The organism is Alloprevotella sp. OH1205_COT-284 (assembly GCF_003859795.1).
Lineage (GTDB): Bacteria > Bacteroidota > Bacteroidia > Bacteroidales > Bacteroidaceae > Alloprevotella.
Genome location: NZ_RQYI01000066.1, coordinates 1 through 662, shown reverse-complemented (window position 1 = coordinate 662; position 662 = coordinate 1). Strand labels below are relative to the sequence as shown.

At 44.4% G+C, this 662-nt stretch carries 1 protein-coding gene; it reads right to left on the bottom strand.

The annotated features are described in order from the left end of the window. The coding region (locus EII14_RS09065) for a DUF6140 family protein (protein ID WP_124932193.1) at window positions 1-209 on the bottom strand (209 nt) is incomplete at its 3' end. Window positions 210-662: the final 453 nt, after the last annotated feature.

Here is a 662-nt window from a genome sequence, read left to right as displayed (position 1 = left end):
TCCACTTCCAAATCGACCATGTTCAGGCATCCGGCCTTTTTGATGTCGATGCCATAGATGCGGAAAAAAGCATCGATGACGGGTTGCCCGCCATTGGTGGTGACGGGATTGCTCATGCTCCTTGTGACGACTTGAACGCTCATGCCCGGCTCGATGCGAATGCCGTTGCTGTCCTTGCGTCTTTTGGTGGTAATTTGAAATATTGCCATAATCTTCTATTTTTATATGCGTTCCGCAAAATTAGTTTTTTTTTAGAAATGGACTATCTTTTTCCGAAAAAAGAGAGGGAAATGAAAGAAATTGTCTGCAAATCGCAATCAACCATAAATACGCCATATTCATTCGATGCGAATGCCGTTGGGTGCTTTCGGCTTTTGGCAGTGGGTTTTCAGAATTTCTGCCCGTCGCTTTTGTACACGTTGCACAAAATTGGATTTTATTTCACATTCAATCCCCATCGTTCCACCACAAAAAGAACAGGGAGCAACGAATATGTCTGCAAATCGTAGCAAGATACGAAACACCACACATCTCCAACAAGACGAAAAGAGGCGGTTTTGCCTCGTTGCAGATGCCTTTGCCCCTTCTCGCCCCCTCTCCTACGATGAACTTGTTTTTATCTACATTGTCTACACTGATCCTGCAAACAGCTGTTTCACTGA